Origin of the sequence: Corynebacterium sp. FDAARGOS 1242, from assembly GCF_016889985.1 — a bacterium.
Lineage (GTDB): Bacteria > Actinomycetota > Actinomycetes > Mycobacteriales > Mycobacteriaceae > Corynebacterium > Corynebacterium minutissimum_B.
This window is the reverse complement of the sequence record NZ_CP069568.1, coordinates 2,301,326-2,326,651: the sequence shown is the minus strand read 5'-3', so window position 1 is coordinate 2,326,651 and position 25,326 is coordinate 2,301,326. Positions and strand designations below refer to the sequence as shown.

Annotated in this window: 28 protein-coding genes and 1 pseudogene; 21 read left to right on the top strand and 8 right to left on the bottom strand. The window is 61.5% G+C overall.

What is annotated here, in order from left to right:
- Positions 1-19: 19 nt before the first annotated feature.
- From bioB to I6J72_RS11135, 3 genes are read left to right on the top strand one after another with little or no spacing between them, the layout of a single operon-like run.
- The gene (gene bioB, locus I6J72_RS11145) at positions 20-1,000 is read left to right on the top strand and encodes a biotin synthase BioB (RefSeq protein ID WP_039673030.1); all 981 of its coding nucleotides are present in this window, start codon (positions 20-22) and stop codon (positions 998-1,000) included.
- Positions 1,000-1,266 carry a hypothetical protein gene (locus I6J72_RS11140; protein ID WP_039673032.1) on the top strand — a complete coding sequence of 89 codons (267 nt, stop codon included), beginning with the start codon at positions 1,000-1,002 and terminating at the stop codon, positions 1,264-1,266. The genes bioB and I6J72_RS11140 overlap by 1 nt, the downstream gene beginning before the upstream one ends.
- A gap of 14 nt (positions 1,267-1,280) precedes the next feature.
- Complete coding sequence (locus I6J72_RS11135) at positions 1,281-2,204, top strand: Sir2 family NAD-dependent protein deacetylase (RefSeq protein WP_204099218.1); 924 nt, start codon at positions 1,281-1,283, stop codon at positions 2,202-2,204.
- Positions 2,205-2,221: 17 nt separating this feature from the next.
- Here I6J72_RS11135 and I6J72_RS11130 read toward each other — a convergent pair whose 3' ends face one another.
- Positions 2,222-3,001, bottom strand: a complete 780-nt coding sequence (locus I6J72_RS11130) for a triacylglycerol lipase (RefSeq protein ID WP_204099217.1) — start codon at positions 2,999-3,001, stop codon at positions 2,222-2,224.
- A 110-nt stretch (positions 3,002-3,111) separates the two neighbouring features.
- Between I6J72_RS11130 and I6J72_RS11125 the strand changes: the two genes are divergently transcribed.
- The 7 genes from I6J72_RS11125 to I6J72_RS11095 all read left to right on the top strand — a co-directional run bounded on the left by I6J72_RS11125 (position 3,112) and on the right by I6J72_RS11095 (position 8,570).
- The gene (locus I6J72_RS11125; protein ID WP_204099216.1) at positions 3,112-3,537 is read left to right on the top strand and encodes a MarR family winged helix-turn-helix transcriptional regulator; all 426 of its coding nucleotides are present in this window, start codon (positions 3,112-3,114) and stop codon (positions 3,535-3,537) included.
- A 10-nt stretch (positions 3,538-3,547) separates the two neighbouring features.
- Positions 3,548-4,951, top strand: coding sequence for an AMP nucleosidase (amn, locus tag I6J72_RS11120; RefSeq protein ID WP_204099215.1), 1,404 nt, complete (start codon positions 3,548-3,550; stop codon positions 4,949-4,951).
- A 53-nt stretch (positions 4,952-5,004) separates the two neighbouring features.
- Complete coding sequence (locus I6J72_RS11115; protein ID WP_039673041.1) at positions 5,005-5,520, top strand: phosphoribosyltransferase; 516 nt, start codon at positions 5,005-5,007, stop codon at positions 5,518-5,520.
- The gene (locus I6J72_RS11110) at positions 5,520-6,974 is read left to right on the top strand and encodes a SulP family inorganic anion transporter (RefSeq protein WP_204099214.1); all 1,455 of its coding nucleotides are present in this window, start codon (positions 5,520-5,522) and stop codon (positions 6,972-6,974) included. The genes I6J72_RS11115 and I6J72_RS11110 overlap by 1 nt, the downstream gene beginning before the upstream one ends.
- 131 nt (positions 6,975-7,105) lie before the next feature.
- Positions 7,106-7,588, top strand: a complete 483-nt coding sequence (locus tag I6J72_RS11105; protein ID WP_204099213.1) for a ferritin — start codon at positions 7,106-7,108, stop codon at positions 7,586-7,588.
- 63 nt (positions 7,589-7,651) lie between these two features.
- A complete protein-coding gene (locus I6J72_RS11100) occupies positions 7,652-8,059 on the top strand; it encodes a hypothetical protein (protein ID WP_039673047.1) in 408 nt (135 codons plus the stop codon).
- Complete coding sequence (locus I6J72_RS11095; protein ID WP_204099212.1) at positions 7,992-8,570, top strand: HAD-IA family hydrolase; 579 nt, start codon at positions 7,992-7,994, stop codon at positions 8,568-8,570. Before I6J72_RS11100 ends, I6J72_RS11095 begins: the two co-directional genes overlap by 68 nt.
- Positions 8,571-8,637: 67 nt before the next feature.
- Here the strand turns inward: I6J72_RS11095 and I6J72_RS11090 are convergent.
- Positions 8,638-8,850: pseudogene (locus tag I6J72_RS11090) on the bottom strand (HNH endonuclease); the annotation flags it as partial.
- Between the two features lie 177 nt (positions 8,851-9,027).
- On the opposite strand from I6J72_RS11090, the gene I6J72_RS11085 reads away from it, so the two are divergent.
- On the top strand, positions 9,028-10,509 hold the full coding sequence (locus I6J72_RS11085; protein ID WP_204100505.1) for an IS1634 family transposase: 1,482 nt from the start codon (positions 9,028-9,030) through the stop codon (positions 10,507-10,509).
- Between the two features lie 6 nt (positions 10,510-10,515).
- Here I6J72_RS11085 and I6J72_RS11080 read toward each other — a convergent pair whose 3' ends face one another.
- Entirely contained in the window at positions 10,516-11,382 is an 867-nt protein-coding gene (locus I6J72_RS11080) for an HNH endonuclease (RefSeq protein WP_239107348.1), read from the bottom strand.
- A 53-nt stretch (positions 11,383-11,435) separates the two neighbouring features.
- Positions 11,436-12,506: an ROK family protein gene (locus I6J72_RS11075; RefSeq protein WP_204099211.1), complete on the bottom strand. Its 1,071-nt coding sequence runs from the start codon at positions 12,504-12,506 to the stop codon at positions 11,436-11,438.
- Between the two features lie 98 nt (positions 12,507-12,604).
- Between I6J72_RS11075 and I6J72_RS11070 the strand changes: the two genes are divergently transcribed.
- From I6J72_RS11070 to I6J72_RS11060, 3 genes are all read left to right on the top strand, one after another.
- A complete protein-coding gene (locus I6J72_RS11070; RefSeq protein ID WP_115020936.1) occupies positions 12,605-13,174 on the top strand; it encodes a TIGR00730 family Rossman fold protein in 570 nt (189 codons plus the stop codon).
- A gap of 69 nt (positions 13,175-13,243) precedes the next feature.
- Positions 13,244-14,911, top strand: coding sequence for a DUF885 domain-containing protein (locus tag I6J72_RS11065; RefSeq protein ID WP_204099210.1), 1,668 nt, complete (start codon positions 13,244-13,246; stop codon positions 14,909-14,911).
- A gap of 106 nt (positions 14,912-15,017) precedes the next feature.
- Positions 15,018-16,268 carry an ATP-binding protein gene (locus I6J72_RS11060; protein ID WP_204099209.1) on the top strand — a complete coding sequence of 417 codons (1,251 nt, stop codon included), beginning with the start codon at positions 15,018-15,020 and terminating at the stop codon, positions 16,266-16,268.
- On the opposite strand, the gene I6J72_RS11055 is transcribed toward I6J72_RS11060, so the two are convergent.
- Positions 16,248-17,300, bottom strand: coding sequence for an AbrB family transcriptional regulator (locus tag I6J72_RS11055; RefSeq protein WP_239107346.1), 1,053 nt, complete (start codon positions 17,298-17,300; stop codon positions 16,248-16,250). The two genes, I6J72_RS11060 and I6J72_RS11055, sit on opposite strands and share 21 nt — an antisense overlap.
- A gap of 22 nt (positions 17,301-17,322) precedes the next feature.
- On the opposite strand from I6J72_RS11055, the gene I6J72_RS11050 reads away from it, so the two are divergent.
- A complete protein-coding gene (locus tag I6J72_RS11050; protein WP_204099207.1) occupies positions 17,323-18,093 on the top strand; it encodes a TSUP family transporter in 771 nt (256 codons plus the stop codon).
- Positions 18,094-18,096: 3 nt separating this feature from the next.
- Here the strand turns inward: I6J72_RS11050 and I6J72_RS11045 are convergent, their stop codons facing one another.
- From I6J72_RS11045 to I6J72_RS11035, 3 genes are read right to left on the bottom strand one after another with little or no spacing between them, the layout of a single operon-like run.
- Entirely contained in the window at positions 18,097-20,307 is a 2,211-nt protein-coding gene (locus I6J72_RS11045; protein ID WP_204099206.1) for an ATP-dependent RNA helicase, read from the bottom strand.
- Positions 20,300-20,707 carry a maltose acetyltransferase domain-containing protein gene (locus I6J72_RS11040; RefSeq protein WP_239107344.1) on the bottom strand — a complete coding sequence of 136 codons (408 nt, stop codon included), beginning with the start codon at positions 20,705-20,707 and terminating at the stop codon, positions 20,300-20,302. Before I6J72_RS11040 ends, I6J72_RS11045 begins: the two co-directional genes overlap by 8 nt.
- Before the next feature lie 23 nt (positions 20,708-20,730).
- Complete coding sequence (locus tag I6J72_RS11035; protein WP_204100511.1) at positions 20,731-21,873, bottom strand: Fic family protein; 1,143 nt, start codon at positions 21,871-21,873, stop codon at positions 20,731-20,733.
- Positions 21,874-21,957: 84 nt separating this feature from the next.
- Here I6J72_RS11035 and I6J72_RS11030 point away from each other — a divergent pair, with 84 nt between their 5' ends.
- From I6J72_RS11030 to I6J72_RS11005, 6 genes are all read left to right on the top strand, one after another.
- Positions 21,958-22,494, top strand: a complete 537-nt coding sequence (locus tag I6J72_RS11030) for an NADPH-dependent FMN reductase (RefSeq protein ID WP_115020943.1) — start codon at positions 21,958-21,960, stop codon at positions 22,492-22,494.
- A 5-nt stretch (positions 22,495-22,499) separates the two neighbouring features.
- A complete protein-coding gene (locus I6J72_RS11025; protein ID WP_204099205.1) occupies positions 22,500-23,216 on the top strand; it encodes an SDR family oxidoreductase in 717 nt (238 codons plus the stop codon).
- A gap of 80 nt (positions 23,217-23,296) precedes the next feature.
- Positions 23,297-23,971 (top strand): LysE family translocator, encoded by a 675-nt coding sequence (locus I6J72_RS11020; RefSeq protein ID WP_204099204.1) that lies wholly within the window; start codon positions 23,297-23,299, stop codon positions 23,969-23,971.
- 30 nt (positions 23,972-24,001) lie between these two features.
- Positions 24,002-24,286: an RNA-binding S4 domain-containing protein gene (locus I6J72_RS11015; protein ID WP_204099203.1), complete on the top strand. Its 285-nt coding sequence runs from the start codon at positions 24,002-24,004 to the stop codon at positions 24,284-24,286.
- Positions 24,286-24,990 (top strand): VOC family protein, encoded by a 705-nt coding sequence (locus I6J72_RS11010; RefSeq protein ID WP_115020946.1) that lies wholly within the window; start codon positions 24,286-24,288, stop codon positions 24,988-24,990. Before I6J72_RS11015 ends, I6J72_RS11010 begins: the two co-directional genes overlap by 1 nt.
- 19 nt (positions 24,991-25,009) lie before the next feature.
- Positions 25,010-25,318, top strand: coding sequence for an MGMT family protein (locus I6J72_RS11005; RefSeq protein WP_115020947.1), 309 nt, complete (start codon positions 25,010-25,012; stop codon positions 25,316-25,318).
- Positions 25,319-25,326 lie beyond the last annotated feature (8 nt).

Below are 25,326 nucleotides of genomic sequence, written 5' to 3'. Positions count from 1 at the left end.
TTCAAGTAAGGTTTCTGCCATGAGCATCGTAGATATTGCACGCGAGAAGGCCCTCGAGCAGGGTATTGGCCTCAACGAAGAGGAACTCCTTCAGGTCCTCCAGATCCCCGATGAGCAGCTGGAAGAGATCGCTGACATCGCCCACAAGACCCGCCTCAAGTGGTGCGGCCCAGACGTGTCCGTCGAAGGCATCATCTCCATTAAGACTGGCGGCTGCCCGGAAGACTGCCACTTCTGCTCGCAGTCCGGCCTCTTCGAGTCCCCCGTGCGTGCGGCCCGCCTCAACATCCCTGAGTTGGTCGAAGCCGCCAAGAAGACCGCCAAGACCGGCGCGACGGAGTTCTGCATCGTCGCCGCGGTGAAGTCCCCGGACGAGAACCTCTTGAGTCAGGTCGCGGAAGCTATCCCGGCCATCCTCGATGAAGTGGACATCGAGATCTCCTTGTCCCTCGGCACGCTGACCCTGGAGCAGGCGCAGCGTCTCAAGGACATGGGCGCCCAGCGCTACAACCACAACCTGGAGACCTCTAAGTCCTTCTTCCCCAACGTGGTCACGACCCACTCCTGGGAAGAGCGCAAGGAGACTCTCGACAACGTCCGCGCGGTGGGTATGGAAGTTTGCTCCGGCGGCATCATCGGTATGGGTGAATCCCTCGAGGACCGAGCCGAATTCGCCTACCAGCTGGCCCAGATCGAGCCGTGCGAGGTGCCGATGAACTTCCTCGACCCGCGCCCGGGCACCCCGTTCGCGGATCGCCCGCTGGTTCCGCTCGGTGAGGCACTGCGAGCTGTGGCCGCCTTCCGCCTAGCCATGCCGTCGGTAACGCTGCGCTTTGCCGGTGGCCGCGAGCTGTCCCTCGGAGACGACGGTACAGAGAAGGGCCTGCTGGGCGGTATCAACGCCATCATCGCTGGCAACTACCTCACTACGCTGGGCAAGCAGATTGAGAAGGACGTCGACATGCTCGGCCGCATCGACCTGCCCATCAAGGCCCTCTAATGGCCGCTTCGCAGGGCGAATCGACGGAGCTTGTGGCCGCCGTCCTCGCTGGGGAGGAGCCGCAGTTCCACCCCAACACCGGCAAGCCGCTCAGTGAGAACTTTCCCCTCCACCCGGCGGCCGCGGCCGGCCTCGACGTGCCACGCTATTGCCAGCTGTGCGGACGCCGCATGGTGGTCCAGGTCCGCCCGGACGGCTGGAGCGCGCGCTGCTCGCGCCACGGTGAGCTCGACTCGGAGGATATCTACGAGGAAACCTTCGGCTAACTACAGTGGGCGCCATGGATCCCGCCGTCGCCCACGCCCACCAGTCCGCGCTGCGCTCGATTTCGCGCGTCGTCACGGAAATCGCGTCACCCACGCCACCGGAGCAGGCGCTTGCCGACGTCTCCCGCCAACTCCGCAACGGCAACGTCATGGTCCTCACGGGCGCGGGCGTCTCAACGGAATCCGGCGTGCCGGACTACCGCGGGCCGAAAGGCTCGCTCAGCCGCCACCGGCCCATGACGTACCAGGAGTTTCTCCATGATCCTGACGCCTCCCACCGTTATTGGGCCCGCGCCTTCGTTGGCTGGCGCGTCATGCAGGCCGCACGTCCCAACCGCACGCACTACGCGCTGGTGGAACTTGAGCGCGCCGGGCTGCTGACGGGTGTGGTGACCCAGAACGTTGATGGCCTTCACGAGGAGGCAGGTCAGCGCAACCTCATTGCCCTGCACGGCGATATGCAGCACGTGGTGTGCTTGAGCTGCGAGTACGAGGAAAAGCGAGCGGATTATGATGCCCGCGCGGCCGCGGCCAACCCGGGATTTCTCGAGCGCTGGGTGGTGGACACGGCGGATGTGAACCCGGATGGCGACGTGGCGTTGAGCCAGGAAGCGGTCGCGGAGTTCCGCATGCCCGGCTGTGTGCGCTGCGGCTCGCCGCGGCTCAAGCCGGACGTGGTGTACTTCGGCGAACCCGTGCCTACGGCGAAGAAGGACGCAGCGTATGAGATGGTGGCGGCCGCCGAGTCTCTACTGGTTGCTGGGTCCTCACTGGCAGTGATGAGTGGCTTCCGTTTCGTGCTCGAGGCGCAGAAGCAGGGCAAGCGCGTGGCCACCATCAATGGTGGGCCCGGTCGCGCTGACGACCGCGTGGATACCCTGTGGCGCACCCAGGTGGGCCCGGCCTTCGATGCGCTTCTCGACGCCCTCGACCTTTAAACGCTCCGTCTGGCCCGTTAGCTCGCCGAAGCTCTAGCTTCGGCGAGCTGATCGAGGTCATCAGAAATCAACTGGCACACCCGTTTATCCATGGGCATGTCCTCGTGCCGAATGAGGGCGCGGCGGTCGATGTCTTGGATAAAGATGTTGCGCACCTTCTGGCCGTTGAGGAAGCACGTGGTGGGAGGGACGACGACGGCGTCGGATCGCGTGGCGATGCACGTGTAGCTCACATCGTCTTCGACCTCGCTGCCGCGGTTCGTGGCCTCGACAATGTCGCTGCCGGCGACTTGTTGCATGCCGGCGGGGCCAAACCAGCCGTCGATAAGCGAGCGCACCACGTCTTCTTGGCGCTCGCTGCGGAAAAGGGGACTGGCGATTCCTCCCTGCGTCGTCCCGTGATTCGGGGAGCTAATACACACCAGGTGGTGGACGCGATCCGCACGATCGTGCATCCGCATCCAATACCGCGCAAGTAGCCCGCCCTGAGAATGGCCCACGAGGATGGCCTGTTCTGCCCCGGTGACGGTCAGGACGGCGTCGATGTACGCATCCAGCTGACGTGTCGATTCCTGAATCGGGCCGGTGGCGCGGTTGCCATAATCCGGGGCAAAGACCGCCCAGCCGTTCTCACGCAACAGACCGGCGAGGACCTGCCACACGCCTTTGGTGTCACACGTTCCGTGGATGAGGATGACAGGCCAGGGTCGTTCGGCCGTGGGGCGCGCGGACCAGTCGTCTTCACACACGCCGCGGGTACGCAATCGGGCACCGAGGGGAAGCGGGGGAGTGGACATGGCGCCACAGTTTACGCCGTGTGCACTACCGCCAACGGCGGCATCAACGCCGACCGTTTGATTGCCGCGGCCGTCGTGCAAAGAAAAATCATTAGGGTATCCTCGCTGTCATGTCTCTCCATCTTGAAGACCAGCTGTGCTTTTCGCTGTACCGAGCTGCGCGTTCGGTGATCCGTTCTTATGCCCCGTTGCTCGAGGAGCTGGGAATCACCTACCAGCAGTACCTCATGCTTATGATCCTGTGGGACAGCGAGGAGCCGGTGACCCTGGAAGCCATGGAGAAGCGCCTCCAGCCAGAGTCCGGAACCTTTGAGGGCTTGGTGAAGGGATTGGAGGAATCCGGCCTCGCCACCGTCGAGGACGGTAAGGTCACCATCACTCAGAAGGGCATTGACCTGAAGCCACGCGCCGTGTGCATCCCGGAGACTATCCTCAACGAGTACCGCAAGTCCGGAGTGGACCTCGTGGAGTTCCGCGAGTCCTTGGACATCGTGCGCGAAGCCGGTGAGGCCTCCAAGATGGAGTATCCCAACTAGACTGGCCGGCATGACCGACCTGCAGCATGCCCACTCCGTCACCGAGGCGGTCAACCGCCTCTGCGAGCTCTATGAAAGCTCCTGCGAACTGGCGCGCGAAGCGCTGGCCTCCGGGGACCATGACGCCTACCGCCATGTGGTCTACCCCAAGATCATCGTGCAGGTCCGTCAATGGAGCCCCATCGACCGTTCCGAGCCCTTCGGTTACGTGGACCAGGAGGGGCGCTACTCGGCGGTTATTTCCAAACCGTGGCTCATCCGCGGCTACCTACTAGAGCAGCTCACCAGGCTGACCAGCAATTATCCGTGTGATATCTACGTGGGCCAGTCGGATGAGCGCATCCCGCCGGAGTACATCCGGGGTGCCGGCCCCTTGCCTGAGAATCGTGGAGAGATTCCCCGGCCCACTTTGGATGCGGTGCACGATGGCATTGTCGACGGCGCGTGGAAGGCTTTCCACGGCAAGGAGAAGCCGCTTTTCCACTTCGGCCCGCAGCGCTTCGACATTGCATGCGCCCGCATTGAGCACTACACGGGCATCGAGGTGAATTCGGTCCAGAAGTACATACTGTTCACCAACTACGCCATGCACACCACGGAGTTCGTCAAATTTGGCCTGCGGGAGCTGGCGCGGGAGGATTCGCGCTACACGGCGCTGGTGTTGCCGACAGGTGAGACGATTCATCCTAATGACGCCGTGCTTCTCGACGTCGACGAGCTCACCCTCACCTCGCGCTTCCAGATGCCCCGCTTCGACCTCATCACGGCGGGTGGCGATGGCATCACGATGATCAATATCGGCGTAGGCCCCTCGAACGCCAAGACCATTACGGACTGCTTGGCGGTGCTGCGCCCGGAGGCGTGGATCATGATTGGTCATTGCGCGGGCCTCGATGGCCGCATGCGCATTGGTGACCTCATCCTGGGCAACGCCTACCAGCGCGAGGACCATATCCTCGACGGCACCGTTGCGGCCGGCAACCCGATTCCCGCCATCCCGGAGATCCAGCGCATGCTGGAAGCCTCGGTGGAGGAAGTGTACGGCGAAGATAATTCGCTCATGCGCACCGGAACGGTGCTCTCCACCGATGACCGCAACTGGGAATGGCGCACCTCCCGCGATTTGTGGGAGTGGCTGCGCCACTCCACCGCCGTGGCCGTGGACATGGAATCCTGCACGCTGGCTGCTAATGGCTACCGCTACCGCATCCCGTACGGCACGTTGCTATCCGTGTCCGATCTGCCTTTGCATGCAGTACCCAAGCTTCCTGCCCAAGCGCAGGCCTTTTACTCCAATTCCAAGGAGGCGCACGTGATGTGCGCGGTGCGCGCGGTGGAGGCTTTGGCAGAGAATCCGGAACGCCTGCGCACCCGCAAGTTGCGCCGAACGGTAGCGGAGGTTCCGTTCCGCTGAGGTAGATGATTAAACTGAGGGAAATACAAAATCTGGCGAAGGAGACCTAGACAATGAGCACCCCGGAATGGTGGAACCCGGAACGCGAAAACCTAACGTGGGAGGTCTTCGGCGAGGCTAGCCGCTACCTGTCCCAGGAGATTGTGGATTCGGGCTGGTTTCCGGACCTCATCGTTGGCGTTGCCCGTGGTGGCCTCATCCCGGCCGGAGCCATCGGTTACGCCATTGGCGTGAAGGAAATGGGCGCGATCAACGTGGAGTTTTACACCGATATCGGTGAAACCCTCCCAGAGCCCATCCTGCTCAACCCGCAGCTGGATACGGACTCGCTCAAGGACAAGAAGGTTCTCGTCGTCGATGACGTGGCTGACTCCGGCAAGACCCTCGACCTTGTGGTCAACCTCCTGGAGCAAACGGCCTCCGAGGTCAAGTCCGCCGTTATTTACACCAAGCCCACCACCATCTTCGAGCCGGACTTTTCCTGGAAGAAGACCGACCAGTGGATTAACTTCGCCTGGTCCGTCCTTCCGGTCATCACGCGCGATGGCTCTTACAAGGAAGGTCATTAATGCCAGAAGCCTCCGCCGGAACTTTCCGCGCGGCCTTCACCTCGCCCGCCCGCTTCCGCAAGGAAGTGTTTGGCGGGCTTGCTGTTGCGCTAGCCCTGATTCCGGAAGTCTTAAGTTTCTCCATCCTCGCCGGCCTTGACCCCAAGGTGGGCCTATTCGCCTCCGTCATCATGGCGATGTCGATCGCAATCACCGGTGGCCGCCCCGCCATGGTCTCGGCCGCGGCGGGATCCGTCGCCGTGGTCATCGCGCCCCTGGCACATGAGCATGGCCTGCACTACGTCCTCGTCACCATCTGGATGGCGGGAATTCTGCAGGTGGTGATGGCGCTGCTGGGCGTCGCTAAGCTCATGCGTTTCATTCCACGCAGCGTCATGCTGGGATTCGTCAACGCCCTGGGCATCCTCATGTTTACCGCGCAGCTGTCCCACCTGTGGAATGTGCCGTGGCTGGTCTATGTGCTCGTGGCGCTGGGCCTGGTCATCATGGTGCTGTGGCCGCGGGTGACGACGGCCGTGCCCGCCCCGCTCGTGGCGATTCTCGTGGTCAGCGTGCTCACCGTGGCGTTCGGCTGGGACGTGCCCGACGTGGCGGACCAGGGCGAGCTGCCTACGTCGCTGCCTGGGTTCATTATCCCGGACGTGCCGTGGACGATGGACACGCTCATGCTGTGTCTGCCTTACGCCCTCGGCGTGGCGCTGGTGGGACTCATGGAGTCCCTGCTCACCGCCAAGCTTGTCGACGACCTCACGGATACCCACTCCGATAAAACCCGCGAATCCGTGGGCCAGGGCATCGGCAATATGCTGGCGGCCGCGATCGGCGGCATGGGCGTGTGCGCGATGATTGGGCAGACCATGATCAACGTCAAGGAATCCCAGGCACGCACGCGCTTGTCGACGTTCCTCGCCGGCGTCTTTCTCCTCATCCTCATGCTCGTGCTGGGCGATACGGTGGGGCGTATTCCTATGGCCGCGCTCGTGGCGGTCATGTTCATGGTGTCCTTCCACACGGTGGATTGGCACTCGGTGCGCACTCTGCGCCGCATGCCGTTGAGTGAGACCGTCGTCATGCTCGTGACGGTGATCGGGACCTTGGCCACGGATAACTTGGCCGTCGGTGTCATCCTCGGCGTCCTCACCGCCACGGTGGCCTTTGCGCGCCGCGTGGCGCACCTAGTGTCGGTGGAGCTGGAGGGCAACGTCTACACCGTGCGCGGCCAGCTCTTCTTCGCCTCTTCCAACGATCTGGTCTACGCCTTTGATTACACCCTGCCGGTGAAGGAGGTCATCGTGGACTTCAGTCGGGCCGATATTTGGGATGCCTCGACCGTGGCGGTACTCGACTCCGTGGAGAGCAAATACGCTGCGCGCGGGGTCACGGTGTCCTTCCGTGGGCTGGATGTGGCGAATGAGCAACGCTACCGCCGTCTCAGCCAGGGGCTGCGGAAATAGCTGGCGCAGCTTAGGTAAAGCTGTCCCAAAAACTGTTATGACTTGCGAATTTGCTAAAGCTTACCTTGCTGGCGCGGGCGGAGTTTTTCTGTATTGTGGGTAACACAAAACGCACGAAAGGAATGACTCTCATGGATGAGAAACTGCAAACGCTCCTAAACGCCCAGGTCAACAACGAGCACGGCGCGGCCCTGGTTTACACTCAGCTGGCCTACGAGATGGACAATCTGTCCTTCCCGGGCATGCGCGATTGGTTCTTCAAGCAGGCAGAGGAAGAGCGCGAGCACGCGCAGAAGTTTGCTGAGCACCTGCTGGACCGTGGCTACCGCGTCGAGCTGGAGGATATCCAGGTGGGCTCCGTCAAGGCAGCCACCCCGCTCGATGCCTTCGAGGCCTCCCTCGCGCATGAGCAGAAGGTCTCGGAGCAGATCCGGGAGATTGCCCGCACCGCGGATGCCGCTGGCGATCTCGATTCCCGCCCCCTCATCAACTGGTTCCTCGATGAACAGGTGGAGGAAGAGGCCAGCGTGTCTGAGGTTATCGACCAGCTGAAGCTGGTCGGCAACGATGGCTCCGGCCTCCTGCGCATCGATAGCTCGCTGGCAGAACGGTAACGAAGCCATATAGTTTGAACGAATTCTCCCACAGCCCTCGCGGTTGATGGGAGAATTTCTTGTATGACTAACACGCGGCTGATGCTTCTAGGCGGTGCCCTCGCCGGGCTGGCAATGGCACTGGTGGGTGGTATCTGGCTGGCGGCAACGAACGTGGCGCTCGGGACCTTCTTCTTTGCGTTGGCACTGATGTTGGGCCCGTTCCTCGGCGTGGCCCTGTTGGTATGTGCCGCGGCGGCGTCGACCGCGCTGAGCCGCTCTCTGTTTAGCGTCGGAGGATTGTTCTTGGTGGGGGCAATCTCCACCCTCGGCGCGCTGCCGTGGGGCCGCGTGAGTGTCTCGCTGCCGCTCTTCATCGTTGGCACGCTGACTGGTGCGGTGGCGGTGTGGCTACACTGGGCGCATGGCCACTCTGCTCTTCGATCTGTACGGCGTGCTCATGCGCTCAGCCACGCCCGCCGGGCACGCTGAGCTTGAAGAGTACGTCCGCCCGGTCAACCCGGATCACTTTTGGTCCACCTATGAGGAGTTTCGCCCAGCCTATGATGCCGGGCACCTGAGTGATTCGCAGTATTGGGGCCGCATTCGTGCCCTGACGGATCTTGCGCCTTTCGATGTCTCCCAGGCGGTGGAGCTAGATACGGAGCACCTGCTGGAGGCCGACGAAGAGATGGTGAACCTTGTCTTGCGGTTCATCGGGGAGGGCCACAGCGTTGGTATCCTCTCCAACGTTCCCGCGGCGTTGGGGGCGAAGGTCCGCGCGTCGCAGCCTTGGTTGGAAGAGTGTGCCGCCGTGACGTTGAGCTGCGATATCGGCGTGGCGAAGCCCGACCCGGAGGCCTATCACGTGGCTGTCGATGCCCTCGGCGCCCAAGCCAAGGACACCCATTTCTTCGACGACCGCCTCGATTTCGTTGAGGGCGCGCAGCGCGTGGGCCTTCACGCTCAACTATTCACGGGAATCGATTCGGTCCGCTTTTAGTTCTGGGATCGCCAACGCCGCGGAGGCCCGGTGGTGGGCGTCCGCGTGGGCGGTGTGGTGTTGGGGTTTAGCCTGGCCGGGGGAGGTTGTTCTGGGCTTGTTGGTAAGCCGCCTGGGCAGTGATTGGTTCTCCCCAGGGCGGGATGTAGTCCACCTCTCCGCGTAATCGGAAGACGTAGCCGGCCCCGGTGGGTTTCTCCGGGTCGTCATCATTGACGCCGTTGTGATAGGCACACAACATGGTCAGATTCGGCGGGTCGGTAGTCCCGCCTGCTTTCCACCCTGACTTAGGTCATGGGTGGGTGAGTAACGTCACTCTTGACACTGTAACCTGTTGGTTTTCGTCGGTGGGTAGGAATTTTTCCGCACTAAGTGGGTAGTGCCGGGGGTGTTCAGTAGTCTGATTTTTGTGAGTCCTTATATTCGCACTGTCAAGACCGCTTCTGGGGCGATGGCGGTGCAGGTGGTGTTCTCTGAACGCAAAGGTGCGAAAAGGATGAAGCATGTCGGCTCAGCGCATTCAGAGTCTGAGCTTGCACTTTTAAGAGCTGAAGCTCAACGCATCGTCGATGGTGACCAACTGGCATTGGACTTCGGCGAGGTGAAACACATCGCACCGGCAACAGGCAGCGTTTCCAACCCGCTGCCGGTAGTCGGTCAGCGGGCCGGATACTTACTGGACTGTATTGATGCGTGTTTCAACGAGTTAGGTCTTGCTGCAGCAAGCGGTGATGATCCGGTGTTTCGCGATCTGGTGCGTGCCCGGTTGATTAATCCTGGCTCAAAGCTGGATTCCATCGAGACTCTTGCCGAGGTTGGCATCACCAGCGCAAGCTACCGCACCATCCAGAGGCGTCTTTCCTCCTTCGCCACCGAATCGTTCGGAGAGATACTAACCCAAGCGTTGGCCCATCATGCAGGTATCGGGCCAGGTACTTTCATCTTGTACGACGTGACCACCTTGTACTTTGAAACCGATACTCCTGATGAGCTTCGCAAACCCGGGTTTTCCAAAGAGCGCCGTGTAGAGCCACAAATCCTTGTCGGGCTGCTTACTGATGCCACTGGGTTTCCATTGCATGTGGGCGCGTTTGCTGGCAACTCTGCAGAAACCCACACGATGCTGCCGATGATCACACGGTTCCAAGAGGCCTACCAGCTCGACGAGGTCACCGTCGTTGCTGATGCAGGCATGTTCTCCGCGGCGAACAAACAAGCATTGATAGATGCAGGTCTGCACTACATTTTGTCGGTGAAAACCCCCACCGTGCCTGAGGTGATTGAAACCTGGCGGCGGGAAAACCCCGGTGAAGACTACACCCACGGCCAGATCTGGACACAAGCCTCGGCAAGCGATGGGCGCAAACACACAACCCCGAATACGGTGACGCATTACCAGTACTCTCACGATCGGGCTAGGCGCAGCCTGCGCGGAATCAAAGAGCAAGTTGCAAAAGCTAAACGCGCTGTTGACGGCGATATCGCTATCAAGCGTAACCGCTATATCGATCTTTCCGCCCCGAACAAGAAGGTCAACTACGCTCTTGCTGCCAAACACCGAGCCCTAGCCGGAATTAAAGGTTATGAAACCGACCTGACCGCTCTTGACGCTAGTGAGGTTATCGGGCATTACCGCAGGCTATTTAACATTGAGAAATCGTTTCGGATGTCGAAATCAGACCTGAAAGCACGCCCAATCTACGCCAGGAAACAAGACTCGATCACAGCACATCTCAATATTGTGATGGCAGCACTAGCCGTGGCCCACCTGATGGAGACCCGCAGTGGTCAATCCATCAAACGCCTGGTGAGAACACTCAAGAAATACCGCAGCTTTGAACTCAACATTGGTGGCGAAACCATCCACGCCGCCATACCACTCCCGCCCGATATCACCGCCACCATCCAAGCAATCACCGGCCGCGAACTTCCGCACTAAAGTGGCCTAAGTCAGGTTCCACGGCACCAGGTGATGCACGTGGGCATTATCAGCCGGTTTGTTACAGCCTTTCCTGGCGCAGGTCGGGTGCTCGGCACTGGCCATGATGCGCTGCTCGAACCCGGCTAGGCGTTTCATGCGGTGCAGCCATACCGGCCCGATGGTGGGGTGGATGAGGGTGACGTAGCCGATCTCAGCAAACTTATAGTTCAAAAACTGCGTGCCGGTCATACGGGCACCGTTGGTGAGCTCCAGGACGATGTCATCACCGTCGCCGGAGATAATCTTGTCGAGCTTGTCTAAGGTTACGACCACGCTGGTGAATACGGCGGGTTTGGTTCCGCCGTGGGACTTGTTGAAGAAGACGTGCTTGGCTGCCTCCAGCAGGTTGTTCTGGTTGAGAGATTCTAGAACGCCGCGCATTTCGGTGACGGTCATGGGGTCATCGGTAATGGTGAGTGAGTGCGGGCCTTCCGAGCGGTAGGTCATGCGCACCCCAGGTTTCGGCACGCGTTTAGGCTTGAGTTCTTTTAAGCGCTTGGCTGCCACGGCGGGGATGCTGTGGGCGGGCGTGCCGGCAAGTTTTACACGCAAGTTCCACGCGTGCAGCTGATTTTTTAGCTTCTTGGTGTAGGACTCAATGAGGCTGAGTGTGGCCAGATCATGGCCTTGTTCGGCGGCTCGGCTACGGGCTTGGCGTTGTTTACCCGTGAATTTCGTGGTGCCGAAGTAAATGTGGTTCAGGCGTGCTAGTTCGGTGGCATCAGCTAGCGAAGCGCCGAGTGCGCGTAAACGTTTCTCGCCTCCTACCGCTTGCTCCACCAACGTGATCCCCGAGTTGCGGTAGGAGAAATAGGTCTCTAAATCCCCCATGACTCAGAACACTAAAACACCCCAGGAAACCCCGCAACCGGAGAGAAAAAACTTTAGGCGGCCTTTGCCTCGCGGCCCAGCTCAAGCGGTACGCGCAACAACGGGTCGAGGGCCACAGCGCGGGTGCAGGCGCGGACAATCTCGGAGGGCGACGGAACCATACGCAGCTCCAACGCCTGGTCGGTGTTCTGCCGCACGGTAGACGCAAAGAGCTTCGGAGCGGCCGGGTCGTCGGAGAACGCGCCTCCTGCTACGACGAGGGTGTCCGGTGCGTGCTCAGCCACGAGGGAGGCGGCGATGGTGCCGAGGGAGCGGGCGCGGTCGTCGAGAAGCGCACGCGCAGACGGGTCCTGCACTGCATCCGGAAGGGACTCCGCACCTACCGCCGTCAACACGGCCTGTGTGGCCAGGGAATCCGGGGCGGTGAGCTCCAGCGAAGTAATCTCATCGCCCACGGTGAGCGCCGCGCCCACAGAGTCATCCGCGTAGAGCGCCATGACGGGCTTCTCCGCGCCAAGCTCCGTGGACTGAGTCTCCGAGCCGAGGATGGCGGGGATAACGGAGGAGACAACAACCGGAACACCGAACTGGTACTGCAGGCGGCTAGCAATATCCATGCGGTCCCAGCCCAGGTTGTGCGCCGTCACGCGGCCGGATTCGTCCACACTGCCGGACGTGGTCACACCCACGGAGACCAAGCGGCGGTCGAGGCCTGTCATGAGACGGTTCATGCCCGCGATGATGTGCTCGATAACGTCGCCCTCACTCAAACGGAACACGGGCGTTGCCACATCTTCCTCGCAGAGCGTACGGCCCTTGGTGTCGAAGAAAGCGATGCGCGTGAATGCGGTACCCACCGCGATGCCGGCCAGCATCCAGTCATTATCCGCGACCTCCAACGGAACGGTAGGCCTGCCACGGCCGCGGGACTGCGTGAGGTCGGTGCGTTCACGGATCAGTCCGGCACCCAGCAGCGCAGCGGTGGCACGGGTGATGGTGGGCTGGGAAAGCCCGGTGGCTTCCACCAGCTCACTGCGGGTTACAACGGGGTTGAGTCGGATGATGTGGAGGCACTTCGCCGCAGGGGTTCGAGGGCGGGTGAACACGGGGCCAGACTTGATCATGGCGTCAAGTATAAATTCAACAGACCGCATTGTCTAATAGAAATTAGCTTCCAGTAGACATCATGGTCTAGGAGCCGGGCTGCGATAGAGTGAAACCCATGGATTCTGTTGCTGTGTATTGCGGCTCAGCCGCCGGACGTTCTGAGGCTTATGCGCAGGCTGCGCGCCACTTGGGGGAGGAGCTTGCACGTCGCGGACTCACCTTGGTCTACGGCGGCGGTGACGTTGGTCTTATGGGCATCGTCGCGGATGCCTGCCTGGCGGCCGGCGGTCACGTCATTGGGGTCATCCCGCAACAGCTCGTTGATGTCGAGCTCTCTCATCAAAACATCACGCAGCTCGAGGTCGTGGACACTATGGCGCAGCGCAAGTCGCGGATGGAGGAGCTCGCGGATGCCTTCGTGTGCCTGCCGGGTGGGGTGGGCACGCTCGAGGAGCTCACGGAGGTCCTCACCATGCAGCAGCTCGGCAACATCGAGGGGCCTGTGGGCCTGGTGGATGTGCAGGGCTTTTGGCAGCCTTTCGTGCACATGTACTCCGCAATGGTGCAGGAGGGCTTTGTCCAACAGCGTTTCCTTGATGCCCTGGTGGTGGAGTCCACGCCGGTCGCTGTATTGGAGGCTTTCGGGGCCTGGAGCAATCCCGGCAGCAAGTGGGGCAACAATTAGCTAACAACCTGGCACAAAGCCGCCGCTGGGTTGGCCGAACCGGGAGGTTTTTCGTTAGACTTCGCCCTTATGAGTTTTGACCAGAACGCAGAGCGCCAGCCGTCGTTGCTGGACGCGTCGTGCGATAACTTCGTTCACGACCTCGCGCAGCTCACACCTACCAATGCCACCGCGTGGGGCATCCCGGGCTTCGATGGGGAGCTCGAGGATTTCTCACCTGAGTACTACTCTGCCGTAGCGGACCGTACGCGTGAGATGCTGGCGGACCTCGATGCACTCGATGACACCACCGATGAGTCTGATGATGACGATGACTTCGACGAGGTGGATTACGTTACTGCTGAGGTCTTGCGCGATCGTCTCTGCCTGGATCTTGACCTCCACCATGCTGGCGAGGACATCCGCTGCCTCAACAACATTGCCTCCCCAGTGCAGACCATCCGCGACACGCTCATGCTCATGCCGCGCGAAACGCCTGAGCAGCTGGACATGTTGCGCTCGCGTTTGTCGAAGGTGCCGGCGTCGTTAAGCGGCTACAAGGAGTCCCTGATCGAGGCGGCGTCGCGAGGCATGGTGGCTCCGCAGCGTCAGATTTCGGAAGTGTTCGTGCAGAGCGAGCGGCTTGCCGACGCCGGCTCCATGCTCGAGGACCTCGGCCTCGACGCCGATTCTGCTGAGGTCATGAAAGCCAAAGAAGCTTTCGGCGAGTTCGCCGACTGGCTCTCCAACGAGCTGCAGCCGCAGGCCCCGTCGCAGGATGCGGTGGGCCGTGAGCGCTACGAGCGCTTCTCCAAGCTCTTCGTCGGCGATGCGGTGGACCTCGACGAGGCTTATGAGTGGGGCCTGGAACAGGTGCGCTCCATCAAGGCAGAGCAGGAGAAGATTGCCCACCAGCTGTACGGTTCGGACGTGACAGTCCGCGCGGCGATGCGCAAGCTCAACGAAGAGGAGCGCTACCAGCTGCACGGCACCGACGCCCTAGTGGAATGGATGCAGTCCACCGCGGACCGCGTAATCAAGGACCTCAACGGCACTGCCTTCGACATCCCGGAGGCAGTGCGTGAGATCGAGTGCTGCATCGATCCGGCCGGTACCGGCGGCATCTTCTACACCTCGCCCTCCGATGACTTCTCCCGCCCGGGCCGCATGTGGTGGTCCGTGCCCGCGGGTCAGGAGCTGTTCCACACCTGGCAGGAGCTGACGACCGTCCACCATGAAGGTGCGCCGGGCCACCACCTGCAGATTGGTGCCGCGCTGACCCAGCCGGACCTGAACCTGTGGCGCCGTGCAGTGACGTGGAACTCCGGCCACGGCGAAGGCTGGGCTCTGTATGCGGAGGCGCTCATGGCGGAGCTGGGCTACATGGATGATCCGGGTTTCCGCATGGGGCTTCTCGACGCCCAACGCTTCCGCGCCGCCCGTGTCGTCGTGGACATCGGACTCCACCTGGGCAAGGCGCTGCCGGATTGCACCGCGTCCGGCGTCTGGGACAAGTCCCATGTCAAGACCTTTATGCGTGAGAACACCGCGATGGATGATGCCAACCTCTCCTTTGAGGTCACTCGCTACCTGGGCTGGCCGGGCCAAGCCCCGTCTTACGCGCTGGGTCAGCGCCTGTGGCAGCAGACTCGCGACGCTGCCGTGGAGCAGGGCATGGAGGTCCGTGACTTCCACTCCCAGGCCCTAGCGATGGGCTCGGTGCCGATGTCGATCCTGCGCGAGACCATTCTGGATTAAAACCCCAGGTCGAGCACCAGACTCTTGGATTTATCCACACCTGACTCTTGGATTTATCCACTAGTGACTCTGTGATTTGTCCATTTTTCGGGCTAGGGTACTTGGTATGTACCTGCCCCGAATCGTTGATGCAGAAGTCGAACGAGGGCTCCGTGTTTCGGGTGCCCTCTTTCTTAAAGGCCCCCGCGCGAGTGGAAAAACTTCTACGGCACGCCAATTTGCCAAGTCTGTTATCCAACTTGACCGAGACTCCCCAGAGGCAAACCTTGCGCGCATGCAACCGGCATTGGGGCTTGAAGGCGCACGGCCGCGGCTCATTGATGAGTGGCAGGTTGTCCCAGCTATCTGGAATGAGGTGCGCCATGCAGTCGATGACTCGCAGGACAAAGGGCAGTTTCTCCTCACAGGTTCCTCCACGCCCGATGATGATGCTACCCGGCATTCTGGTGCGGGCCGGATTCGTTCCATTCAACTGCGAACATTGAGCTTGGCAGAGCGAGGACTTGGTGCCGAGCACGTCTCACTGGGCTCAATCATTGCGGGCAATCAAGAACCCACCGCTGGGACAGATGCCACCGTGGCTGATTATTCCCGTTGGATCGTTGCTGGTGGTTTCCCGGAGTTCTTTGACCTTGATCCGCTCGACGCGCAGGAAGGGATGGAGTCCTATCTGACAGAAATGAGTGAGCACGACTATCCCGAACTCGGCGGACCACGACGCGATCCGCGCCGTTTTCAGTCGTTCCTTCATGCTTATGCCGGACTGGTTGCCCAACCGGCTACTGCTGCTGCGATTCGCAAACGCATTGGAGAACTCAGTAGCGCTACTTCGACGCCAGCCGCAGAAACTGTGAACGTCATTCACGATTTTGCTACGCGCCTCTTCCTCATTGAGGACCAGCCGGCGTGGTCACCACGTACTCGTTCGAAGACGTCCATGGTTCAAATGCCGAAACGTCACTTAGCCGATCCCGGTTTGGCTGCTGCTTTGTTGGGAACGGGGCCAGACAAACTGCTTGGGGATTTAGAGACTCTAGGCATTCTCTTCGAGGCGCAACTTGTCCACGATCTGCGCGTTTATGCGCAGGCGCTGCGTGCGCGCGGAGTATTCCACTTGAGGGATATGAAGGGGCGCGAAGAAATTGATGCAGTGGTGGAGCTCCGAGACGGTTCGTGGGTAGGGTTTGAAGCGAAGCTTTCTCACAACGAGGTTGATGCTGCGGCGGCACATCTAAAGCGCGTAGCCGCTAAACTCTCTTCGCCACCAGCAGCGCTGATAGTTGTGATTCCGAGTGGGCCGGCTTTCCAACGCCCAGATGGGGTGTGGGTGGTTCCCCTAGCGGCGCTTGCGGAATAGCCCCAGGATCTGGGGCAGGTAGCCGGCGATGACGAGCACGATGATGAGCCGGATGATCTGCACGGCCACGACCGCGGGGCCGGCGCCGCCTTCCGCGGAGAGCGCGAGGACGGTCTCCAGCGCGCCGGGCGAAGTGGCGAGGTAGGCCTCGAAGTAGGTGATGTCCAGCCACGCGGTGAGTGGCAGGGCGGTGAGCGCGCACACGCCGATGACCACGACGATGAAGAGGATGGTGGCGGGCAGCTGCTTGGCAAAGGACGTGAGTGCTGGCACGGACAGTCCGCCGCCGCAGACCCAGCCGATGGACATAAAAGCCATAATTTTGAAGACGTAGAGCGGCTCCAAGGTGTGGCCGGCGGGCAGGAATTGCGCCACGATGACGGTGAGGATGAGCGGGCCCAACACCGCAGCAGCTGGTAAGCGAGCGAGTTTGCCTAGGTGCTCACCCAGAATCGCAATGGCGATGGTCAGCAGCACAATCCACCACGTGGTCTCGCCGTCGATGCTCATGTCGACGCCGTTGCCGGCGGGAGCGTCCAGGAGTGAGACCACTAGCGGCAAGGAGACCGAGACCGCGAGAAGGCGCAGGTATTGGGTCAGCGCCACATAGCGGTAGTCCGCACCCAGCTCGCTGGCCAGTGCCGGCATGAGCGAGGCGCCACCCGGCAGCATGGATAAGATACCCGTCTCCCAGGAAATATCCTTCGGCTGGGCGCGGTGCAGCAGAACGCCACCGCTGATGCCGATGAGCACGGTGATCAACGACATCGTCACCGCAGCCGGCACAAAGCCGATGAGCGTGGAGGCGGGGACCAAAGTGAGTGGAATACCGGCCATCATTCCGATGAAGCCACGGGCCATGGCGTAGAAGCGGTCATTGACGGCGAGTTCCTTGCCCGTCGTCAAGGCCATGGCTCCCGAGACCACGATGGCACCGAGGATCCAGGCTGCGGGTACGTGAAGGTAGCTCAACAGTGCTCCGAGGGCTGCAGACCCCGGGGCCACGATGACCCACCTCGCACGAACTGACATGCAATCGAGTTTAATGGTGGGCATGGACTTTGGATTGAGCGGTTGGGCCGTTCTCACCATTGGCGCTGCTGTGGCCGGGTGGGTTGACGCCGTCATTGGCGGCGGCGGGCTCGTGCTCATTCCGCTTATTCTGGCCGTGGCTCCGCAGCTTGCACCCGCGACGGCGCTGGCAACGAACAAGGTGGCGGCGGTGTCGGGAACGGCGTCGGCGGCCGTTACCCTAGTAAAGAAGGTGCGCCCACCGAAAGGCGAGCTTATTCGCATGGGACTCATCGCGCTCGTGTGCTCCGGCCTCGGCGCGGTGGCAGCCGCACTCATGGACAAGGACGTCATGCGCCCGGTCATCATCGTGCTCATGGTGGCCGTTGGTATCTTCGTGGCCTTTCGCCCGGATTTTGGCAGCGGTGACGGCCAGGGCCTGCGCGGCGGCTGGCGCACGTGGGCAGCACTGGGCGCTGTGGCTGCTATCGCGTTCTACGACGGCATTTTCGGACCCGGCACCGGCATGTTCCTCATCATGGCGTTTACCGCCATCTTCTCCCAGAATTTCCTCACCTCAGCGGCGATGGCGAAGGTGGTCAACACGTGTACCAACGTCGGCGCCCTCGTGGTGTTTATCGCGGGCGGCCACGTGGTGTGGGCGCTGGCCCTCGTCCTCGCGGTGGCCAATATTATCGGCGCGCAGCTTGGGGCGCGGACAGTGCTTGGCGGCGGTGCAAAGCTCATCCGCTATGCGCTTCTCGCACTCGTCGTGGTGATGAGCGTGTACCTGTCTTGGCAGCAGTGGGGCTGATTTCTACATTCGGTTCTTCGTCTTCGCCGTAGCCACCGCGTTCCACGGATCTTCTGGCCACGGGTGCTTGGGATAGCGCCCGCGCATGTCGGCGCGCACGCCGGCATAAGGCCCAGCCCAGAAGCTCGCTAGGTCATCGGTGACGGCGAGCGGGCGGCCGGCTGGGGAGAGCAGGTGAAACTGTACGCGGTGGCCGCAGTATTCGGGGGATTCGGCCAAGCCGAAGCATTCTTGCAACTTGATGGAGACCACGGGGCGCTCGCCGGACCAATCGATGCGCGCGTCGCGTCCGGAAGGCACCGGCAAGCGTTCTGGTGCGAGCTCTTCGAGGCGGCTAGCCTCGGGCCAGGGCAGGAGGCGTTGCAGCGCTGGGTACATGTCCGGCTTGTGGCCTTCTGCTAGCTCACGTAGTTCTGGCTCGAGCCACTCCAGGCTGGCGCTGGCACTTTCGACGTCCGGCCACGGATCGCCGTAGGCTGCCCGCAGGTGGCGCATACGTTCCCGCAGGTTCTGGGCTTTCTCGCTGAAGTGGAACAGGTTCAAACCTTGGCCGGAGTGGCGCAGGGCCTCCACTGCCTCATCGCCGGAGACCTTGACTGGGGTTTCGGAGAGCACGATGGCGCCGGCCGCGCGCACCCGAACGCCGCGGACCTTGGAGCCCTCAAGGAAGGCGCGGGTCTCCTCGGTAACGCCGACGATATCGAGGGCGTCATTCTCCGCGATGGGCTCCGCCGCGCGGATGATGGCGTTGCCGGCATTCGACAGGGATACCTCGGCGACGGCGAGCCACTCGTGGCCTGCGTTCGCGGAATCCAGGACCCGGGCGCGGGTGCCACTCGCGAGCAGGTACTCTTTCTCGTCCACGCGCTTGGCCACGAACTCGGGGAACGCGGTGGCTACGACCACGCCCGGGTCCACCGCGCCCTTGTCGGGCACGAGGCGGGCTAGTCGTTGGGGATCCGAATCATCGAGGCGCGCAATCGTGTCAGCGGCACCGGAGCCATGTTTGAGCAGGGAAGCTCCCCATCGCGGGTGCGTCGGTAGCAGTGCGAGCTCCTCGGTGGCGTTGAGGGAGCGGAGGGTGCGGTGGGCGTCGTCAAGCGCGGCGTGGGGCGGGGGATCCAGGAGCGGGAAATCCGGGCCTGCGCCCCAACAATCCATGAAGAGTGCTGCCTGGGTGAGGTCCGCAGAGAGGATCTCCGGGGTGACGTGCGGGGAAAAGTGCTGGTAGTCATCCTGTGAATAACAGCGGATGACGGCGCCCGGCGCCTCACGGCCGGCGCGGCCGGCTCGTTGATCGGCGCTGCTTTTCGACGTCGACACCGTCACCAACCCACTCATCCCGCGCTGCGCATCGCGCTTGGGCACGCGTGCAAGACCGGCGTCGATGACGGTGCGCACGCCCGGCACGGTGAGCGAGGACTCGGCGATGGACGTAGCCACGACGATGCGCTGCTCGGCGGTGTAGAGCGCGGCGTCCTGCTCGTGGGTGGTCTGGCGGCCGTGGAGGGGGAAAACGTTATGGCCGGCCAGTGCCTCACAGACGAGGTTGACCTCGCGCACGCCGGGCACGAAGACCAGGGTGGACTCGTGCTGTTGGGCCGCGATGTTCGCCACGGCTCGATAGAATTCTCTGTCGCCTGCCGCGCGGCCCGGGAGTGGTTGGTAGGAGATGTCGAGCGGATAGGTCACCGCCTCTGTGGAATGAATCGGCGCGCCTCCCATGAGCTGGGAGAAGCGGGCGGCGTCGACAGTCGCGGACATGGCGATGACGCGGAAATCCTCACGGAGCTGGGCCAATTCGAGGCACATCCCGAGGACCAAGTCGGTATCGAGCTGGCGCTCGTGGACCTCGTCGATAGCCACGGCGGCCACGCCTTCGAGCTCCGGATCACGTAAGAGTCGGCGCAGGAGCACGCCGGGCGTGACGAATTCGACGTCGTGGCCCTTGCGGGAATCACCGCGTACCGCATAGCCGATGCGCTGGCCGGACAGCTCCTGAAGGCGGTTGGCCGCCGCACGTACCGCCACGCGACGCGGCGCGGTGACGAGAACCTTGCCGCAGCCCGCCGCCTGGTTGGCCAGGGCCGGCGGAACGAGCGTGGTCTTACCCGTGCCCGGCGGGGCCTGGACCACAACGTGGCCCTCAGCAGGAAGCGAATCGATGGTCTCCAGGACGGGCAGGCCGCGGCCGACGGTGGCGAGATCAAACATGGAGATCCTGGCGCTCCCACCTATCTTCGTTGTCTTCCAGCTTGCGCACCACGCGCCCTGGTGAGCCCAGGACCAGCGAGTTATCCGGTACGTCGCGGGTCACCAGTGAGCCTGCGCCTACGACGCAGTTCTTGCCCACGGTGACGCCAGGCAGGACCGTGACGTTGCGGCCGTATTCCAGGTTAAGCGGCGTGTGGAGGCCGGGTACTTCGGACTCGGGGGAGAGCAGCGCGCGCAGGATGTCGTGCGCGCGGTCGCGATCGGTGTTCTGCAGCTCGTTGAGTTCTTTGACCAACCGGAATCCGCGATGGTGCTCGACGCTGACCTCCTCGTTGACGCCGGGCATGAACCATGTCCCGCTGGCCATGCGTTCAAAGGAACCTGCATTGGGGTGAGTCATGGCAACAATCCTATTGTCTCGTCTTACTCGCGGGTGAGAACATCAAGGGCGGCGCGGTGAATGAACACCTTCCCGCGACCCTGTTGGATTTCTTCAAGAATGCCTAGCTCAACTAGGTGGGCCAACCATGTGCTCGCGGTTTGGCGTTTAACGACGCCCATCTCTACCACGTCTGAGATACGGACGTAGGGTTTGATGAGAATCAGTTCGGCCATTTCGAGAGGCTGGCCAATCACACCTGCGGCACGTATTTCGCGCGCGGTGTTCTCCTGGATGGCACGGAGTTGGGTAATCATCGAGGAGGCGTCGTCAGCCGCTGCGTGTACGCCACGAATCATGAAGAGAAGCCAGTCTTCCCATGCTCCATCGGCCGTTACGGCGTTGAGGTAGCGGTAGTACGCGGCTTTGTTGCCGACGATATAACCGGACAGATACAAGACTGGAAGCTCAAGGAGTTCCTCTTGGATGAGGTGGAGGACATTGAGGATCCGTCCTGTACGTCCATTGCCATCGTAAAAGGGATGAATCGCCTCAAACTGGTAGTGAAGGAGCGCCATTTTTACTAGCGAATCCACGTCATGATTGGAATAGATATAGTCCTCCCATGCCGCAAGGTGACCTTCGATAATCTCCCTGCCTTCGGGAGGCGTGTAGAGCCGCTGCTGAGTCACGGGGTTGCCAATGAATGTTCCCGGTAGGGAACGCACCTCGGCCGGGGTATCCAAGAGCGTGCTACAGACAATTTTCGCTGTCTTTTCTGATAACGGACGCTGTGATAGCGAAGATAGGCCTGCATGCAACGCGGAGTTGTAGCGAAGAGCCTCCTTAGTCGCAGGAGAAGGTTCGGCATCGACGTGCCATGCCGCACGGAACAGTTCGTCATTAGTGGTGACAATGTTTTCGATTTCAGAAGAGGCACGGGCCTCACGGAGTGGAATCGTTGAGGTAATGATTTCCGGATTGGGGATAAGTTGGCATGCTGTTCTCAGCTCAGCGAGCTTTTCCTTGGCGTCGATGATGGCCTTAAGCACAGGTACGGTTTCGACAACGTCTGCGGGAGGGAGGGGAGGAAGATCGTTGTAGGGAATATCTGGATTATAAGTTGCCATGAGAAAAGAATAGACAAGTTTTTCGGACATGTCGATTTTTTCCGAAGTTTTAAACATGTCACGGTGACGTGTCGATTGCATCGACATATCGGCGTACGCTTGGTTTAGAAAGTTGATACGTCTACAGAGAAGGTTCGTTCCATGGCAAAAATCGGCATCATTCTTGGCTCTACCCGTGACGATCGCGCCGGGCTGGCCATCGCCCAATGGGTCACTGACCTGGCCCAAGGTCGCGACGTTGACTACGAGCTCATTGACCTCAAGGCTTTCGATGTACCGATTCTCACCTCATCTGTTATCCCCATGGCGGCCAATAAAAACTACGAGGACGAGAAGGTGCAGGCCTGGTCCGATGCGGTTGATGCCTGTGACGCGTATATCTTTGTCACCCCGGAGTACAACCATTCTGTGCCGGGAGCATTCAAGAACGCCGTTGATTCCTTGGGGGCCGAGTGGGTAGCCAAGCCGATTGCGTACGTAGGCTACAGCTTCAGCGGAGGAATCCGTGCGGTGGAGGCGTGGCGCCTCATCATGGCGAACTTCTCCATGACGCAGCTGCGCACCCAGCTCGATATTTCCCTCAATACCGACATGACAGATGGCACCTTCACCCCGGCCGATTTTAAAGCAGAGATTGTGACAAATATCTGCGCGGAGCTGGAAGAAGCCCTATCCTAAAGCGCATGGCAGATACAGCACGCGTCGCGGTCGTTACGGGAGCATCGTCAGGAATTGGGGAGGCCTCGGCACGAGCATTGGCTGCCGACGGCTGGCATGTCGTCGTCGGCGCACGCCGCATCGAGCGCCTAGAGGCCCTGGCCAAGGACATCGGTGGCGAGGCTTATGTGCTGGACGTGACCTCGGACGAGTCCGTCGCGGAATTCGCCTCCCACCTGGACCGCGTGGACCTGCTGGTCAACAACGCCGGCGGCGCGAAAGGCTTGGAGCCGCTGGTGGAGACCACTGTTGAGGACTGGCAGTGGATGTACGAGGTCAATGTGCTGGGTACCGTGCGCATGATCCAGGCGCTCCTGCCCAGGCTTCAAGCCGCGCCTGAGAACTCCGGGCTCATCATCAACATGGGTTCCGTGGCCGGCTGGAATGTATACGAAGGCGGGTCCGGTTATAACGCCGCGAAACACGGCGTGCGCGTGATTTCCCGTGCGCTGCGCATCGAGGAACACGGGGTGCGCGTCACCGAGCTCGACCCAGGCCGCGTAGCCACGGAGGAGTTCTCCCTCAACCGTTTCCGCGGTGACCAAGAGCGCGCTGATGCCGTGTACGACGGCGAACTCAACCTCAGCGCGGAGGATATCGCCGAGGCCGTGCGCTGGGTGGCGTCCCTGCCGGAACATGTCAACATTGACACCATGACGATTAAGCCGCGCACACAAAGCTAAAGTACCTGTTTCGCTGCAGGTGAGACGCCTCTTATAGTGGTATGCGTTAGTAGCAATGCATGTGATTTTGGGGGTGTTAGATGGCACTGGGTGCCCTTGCGGCCTTGATGGGAGTGTGGTTCGCGGCGATGGCCTCGCCGGGACCGGATGTGGTGCAGATTATTCGGCTGGGCGCACGGTCCACGCGCGCGGCAGTGTGGGCAGCCATCGGCAGTACCACGGGCTTGGTGGTGTGGACGGTGGCCTCGCTGGCGGGATTGACCGCGCTGATTTCGGCGCATCCTGTCATCCTCGTAGCACTGCAGGTTGCTGGTGGTGGCTATTTGCTGTGGATGGCTTTTTCTGCCATTAGCGGTGGCATTAAGGAGCGTCGGGCGCCCGCGACCGTGGTGGGCACCGACAAGAGCGCTCCACAGCCGCGCGGGTTTACCCCGGACGGGATCATCAAACTCGGAACCGCGTACCGCATGGGCCTGGTCAGTGATCTCTCTAACCCCAAGGTGGTCATTTTCTTCGGCGCTATCTTTGCCAATTTTATTGACCCAGGCATGGGATTTGGCGCCAACGCCCTAGTGGGCTCCGTGCTTATTGTTGAAAGCCTCATGATTTTTGTCGGCGTCGCGCTGTGCACTCGTGCGGTGTCGAAGTGGATGTCGAAGAACTCAGCCAATGTCGACATCTTCAGTGGCGTGGTGTTCGCCCTGCTTGGTGTGATCATTTTGGCAGAGGGCATTCGCGGGGTCCTTGCTCTTTAACCACGGTGGCGGCTAGGTATGCTGGTCAGCATGCTAGACGTCTCAATTAGGGGAGAATCCATCAAGCTCGGCCAGTTCCTCAAGCTGGCCTCCTTGGTCGCCACCGGCGGCGAGGCCAAAGAGCTCATCGAGCAGGGCCAGGTCACTGTCAACGGTGAGGTTGTCACGCAGCGTGGGGCCACGCTCGCGCTGGACGACGTCATCTGCGTCACCGACACCTGCGTCCGCGTTGCCGCCGAGGACGAGGACGATGATTACTTTGATGAAGCCACCGCCGATGATGATTTCGACCCGGAGAAGTGGAGGAATCTCTAATGCCAGCTTTTGAAGCGGAAGTAGGCATGCCCTACGGGATTACCTTGGCCAGCTCTGATGTGAAGGCGTCGGAGAAGTTTTACTCCGCGGTGTTGGGCTGGGAATTTGAGGATGGCATTGCCCGCCTCCAGGGCCTGCCCGTCGCAGAGATAGTCCCGGGCCAAGACACCTGGGCCACCTACTTCCTCTCCCGTGATCTGGAAGCTGATTGCGCCCGAGTGGAGCAGCTCGGTGGAAAGATCTTGGCCTTGGGAGAGCCCTTGGCTCTCGTCCTCGATAACACCGGCGCCGTGTTCGGGCTGGTGCAGCCGGAGCTGGACCGCTTCGTGGCCGGCGGCGAGCCGGGTACCCCAGTGTGGCATGAGCTGGCCGTTTCCGAGAACTTCCGGTCCGCCCTGGACTTCTACGGCGAGCTCTTTGACTGGGAGATCCGCGGCGATGAAGAGTACGCGCTCGCGGAGGAGGAAGGCGCTGCCTTTGCCGGCTTCTGGAAGGCCGAAGGCCTGCCCAGCTTCTGGCAGACCTACCTGGGCGTGCGGGATGTCGACCGGGCGGCCAGGGCCGCCCTTGATAATGGTGGCGAGGTGATTCGTGAGCCCTATGAGTCTCCCTTCGGCCGCCTGTGCCTCATTGCCGATTCAACCGGTGCGACCCTGACCCTGTGCGAAGTCGAGGACGCCCCCGACGAGCCCATCGAGCTCTAACCGGAGAGCACACGTCACCATGACGACACCTGGGCGTATCGAGGACGTGCGGGCCGTCGTGTGCCGAATTCCGCCCGGTAACGTGTCCACCTACGGTGAGATTGCCAAGGTGGTCGGCGTGGGCGCGCGGTACGTGGGCTGGGTGATGTCGAAGGGCGCAGACCTGCCCTGGTGGCGCGTGGTCAACAGTACGGGCCGCGCCCACACCTCTGCCGCCCACGACCACTGGGATGCGGAAAGGATTCCGCACAACGGTGACCGCGTGCTCCTTGCGGAGTGTGGGTTGGATGCGGAGGATCTGAGGGGCGTCGGCAAGCACGCCCCATAAAAGAAAGG